Source organism: Stenotrophomonas sp. STEN018 (assembly GCF_056760235.1).
Genome location: NZ_JBRREK010000123.1, coordinates 1 through 2,562, shown reverse-complemented (window position 1 = coordinate 2,562; position 2,562 = coordinate 1). Strand labels below are relative to the sequence as shown.

Sequence of the window (2,562 nt, the reverse complement as noted above, 5' to 3'; positions counted from 1 at the left end):
GAGCCATGCTCGGCAAGGGCTTCACCGGTACAGCCTCAGCCGAGCATGGCTCGGCACTACAGAGGCGTTTCCCCGGCTGCCACCGTGGCACACTGCCGCCATGCGCGCTCGCCTACCCCTGTTTGGTTGCCTGATCTGGTTGCCCGTCGCGGCCTTGGCGGTTGATCCGCCTCCCACCAGCTCGGCGGACAACGTACGCATCTACCGCTGCGTTGGCAGCAACGGCGCGGTGTCGCTGCAGGATGCGCCCTGCACCAAGGCGACCCAGCAGCAGGTGTTGGATATGACGCGACCGAAGGATCCACCACCGCGGCCGGCGACCACTGCGCCTGCACCCACCACCGCGCCAGTGATCCAGCGCGAAGTACGGGTAGTCACGGTGCAAGCACCACAGCCGATGTACGAGTGCGTCACCAGCGAAGGCGAGCGCTATACCAGCGACAACAACGACGGCAATCCGCGCTGGATGCCGACCTGGGGCTATGCCTACCCTACCCACCACGGTCCCGGCCATGGTGGCCCGCGCCCGCCGCGCCCTCCCGGCGGTGGCGGTATCCCCTGGCAAGCCGGTGTCGCGGTTCCGATGGGTTCGGTGCTGGTGCGCGACAGCTGCCATGCCTTGCCACCACAGGAAGTCTGCGCGCGGCTACGCGACCGGCGCTGGGAACTGATCCGCCGCTACAACAGCGCGCTGCAGAGCGAGCGCCAGGACCTGATGCGCGAGCAACGCGGCATCGACGCGCGGCTTGAACAGGATTGCGGGGGAACCTGATGCGTTGCTTGATCGTGCTTTTACTTCTGACCACCGCCCAAGCACAGGCCAGCGAAATCGTGTTCTACCGCTGCACCGACGCCAGTGGTGCGCTCACCGTGCAGAACAGGCCCTGCCCCAAGGGCACCCAGCAGCAGAGCAAGAAAATCATGCAGGCGGTGGAGACCCGGCCAGCTCCGCCACCACTTGCAAGCCCGGCGCCTGCAGCGCTGCCACAACTGATCGCAGCGCCCGGACCGGCTGCTGCAGCACCCGAACCGGCGAAGGCCGCTGCAGTTGTGGTGGCACCGCCCGTGCCGCTGCCTGAGCTGTTCCAATGCAGCACCCGCGAAGGCCAGGCCTACTTCAGTGAAACCAGCGAGCCGCCGTCGCGCTGCGTGACGATGCAGATCACCGGCCTGGACGGCAACCCGAACACCGGTGCCGGTGAAGCCTGCGAAGTGGTGCGTGATACCTGCACCGCAGTCGACCCGCCACAGCTATGCGCCACTTGGCAACAGCGGGTAGACGAAGCCGAATCGGAATGGCGCTTTGCCGCGCCAAGCCAAGCCGAAACGCTACAGAAGAAGTACCAGCGCCTACAAGCGCTGCTCGAAGGCAGCGACTGCAAGACTCAGAAGCCGTAACGCAGGAAGCCGCCATCCACCGCGATGCATTCGCCGGTGACATAGCTCGATGCCGGCAGGCACAGGAAGCTCACTGCAGCGGCTACTTCTTCCGGCTCACCGATGCGCCGCATCGGCGTACGTGCGATCACTTCATCGTAGTAATCGGCATCGGATAGCGGCCCGGAGGTGCGGCGGGTACGGATGTACCACGGCGCCACCGAGTTGACGCGGATGCCGTCCTCGGCCCACTCGCAAGCCAGGTTGCGGGTCATCTGCTGCATCGCCGCCTTGGTCATGCCGTAGACCACGCCGCTGCGTACATGGGTGATGCCGGAGACGCTGCCGACGTTGACGATGGCTGAAGAGGCATGACGCGTCAGCAACGGGTGCGCATAGCGGCACAGCTCGAATGCCGAGAACAGATTGGTCTCGAAGATGCCGCGCCACTCGTCTTCGGAATATTCGGTTGCCGCCTTGGTGGTGTTGCCGCCGGCGTTGTTGACCAGGATGTTCAGGCCATCGCTGTGGTCTTCGACCCAGTCGAGAATCTCCTGCCGATCCTGGTCATCGCTGACGTCGGCTGACAGCGCGTGGATGGAACGCTCGGGAAACGCATCAGCCAACTCATCGCGTGCGGTTTCCAGCGCATCGGTATCGCGCCCGACGATCAGCACATCGGCGCCGAAACCCAGCAGTTCACGTGCGATTGCCAAGCCAATGCCGGCACTGGCACCGGTGACCAAGGCGGTTTGCCCATCCAGGCGCCAACGCTGCGGGTTCATTGTGTTTCCTCTCGATGCTGGGTGCTGCGTCTGTGAAAGGACGCTGCGGGAAGATGGGGCTAGGATAGCTGCCCGAGCCCAGCGGAGCATGCCGATGAAGCGTCTTTCCTTGTTGATGGTGCCGTTGATGGTGCCGTTGCTGCTTGTTCTGGCAGCGTGCAAGCCACAAGCGCCGGACACCGAGCGCCGTCCTGATCCGCAGGCCACCGCGCTGCGTGATGCGATGAAGAAGGATCTGGATCAGGCCAAGGCGACAGCTGCAGCGGCCGAGCAGGCCAGCAAGGCGCAGAAAGCCGAGTTGGATGCTGCGGTTGGCGGCGCCGACACCGCCAAATAGCGCGTCACCTGTAGTGGGGGGGGGGGGGGGGGGGGGGGGGGGGGGGGGGGGGGCGGGGGGGGG

Annotated in this window: 4 protein-coding genes; 3 read left to right on the top strand and 1 reads right to left on the bottom strand. The window is 65.5% G+C overall.

From position 1 onward, the window contains the following. The first annotated feature begins 100 nt into the window (after window positions 1-100). Both ACVOMB_RS20930 and ACVOMB_RS20925 read left to right on the top strand, forming a co-directional pair. Window positions 101-772: a DUF4124 domain-containing protein gene (locus ACVOMB_RS20930; RefSeq protein ID WP_481532916.1), complete on the top strand. Its 672-nt coding sequence runs from the start codon at window positions 101-103 to the stop codon at window positions 770-772. Next, a complete protein-coding gene (locus ACVOMB_RS20925) occupies window positions 772-1,398 on the top strand; it encodes a DUF4124 domain-containing protein (RefSeq protein WP_481532915.1) in 627 nt (208 codons plus the stop codon). The genes ACVOMB_RS20930 and ACVOMB_RS20925 overlap by 1 nt, the downstream gene beginning before the upstream one ends. Here the strand turns inward: ACVOMB_RS20925 and ACVOMB_RS20920 are convergent. Continuing rightward, window positions 1,386-2,162, bottom strand: coding sequence for an SDR family oxidoreductase (locus ACVOMB_RS20920; protein ID WP_481532914.1), 777 nt, complete (start codon window positions 2,160-2,162; stop codon window positions 1,386-1,388). The two genes, ACVOMB_RS20925 and ACVOMB_RS20920, sit on opposite strands and share 13 nt — an antisense overlap. Before the next feature lie 94 nt (window positions 2,163-2,256). Between ACVOMB_RS20920 and ACVOMB_RS20915 the strand changes: the two genes are divergently transcribed. After that, window positions 2,257-2,499 carry a hypothetical protein gene (locus ACVOMB_RS20915; RefSeq protein WP_481532913.1) on the top strand — a complete coding sequence of 81 codons (243 nt, stop codon included), beginning with the start codon at window positions 2,257-2,259 and terminating at the stop codon, window positions 2,497-2,499. Window positions 2,500-2,562 lie beyond the last annotated feature (63 nt).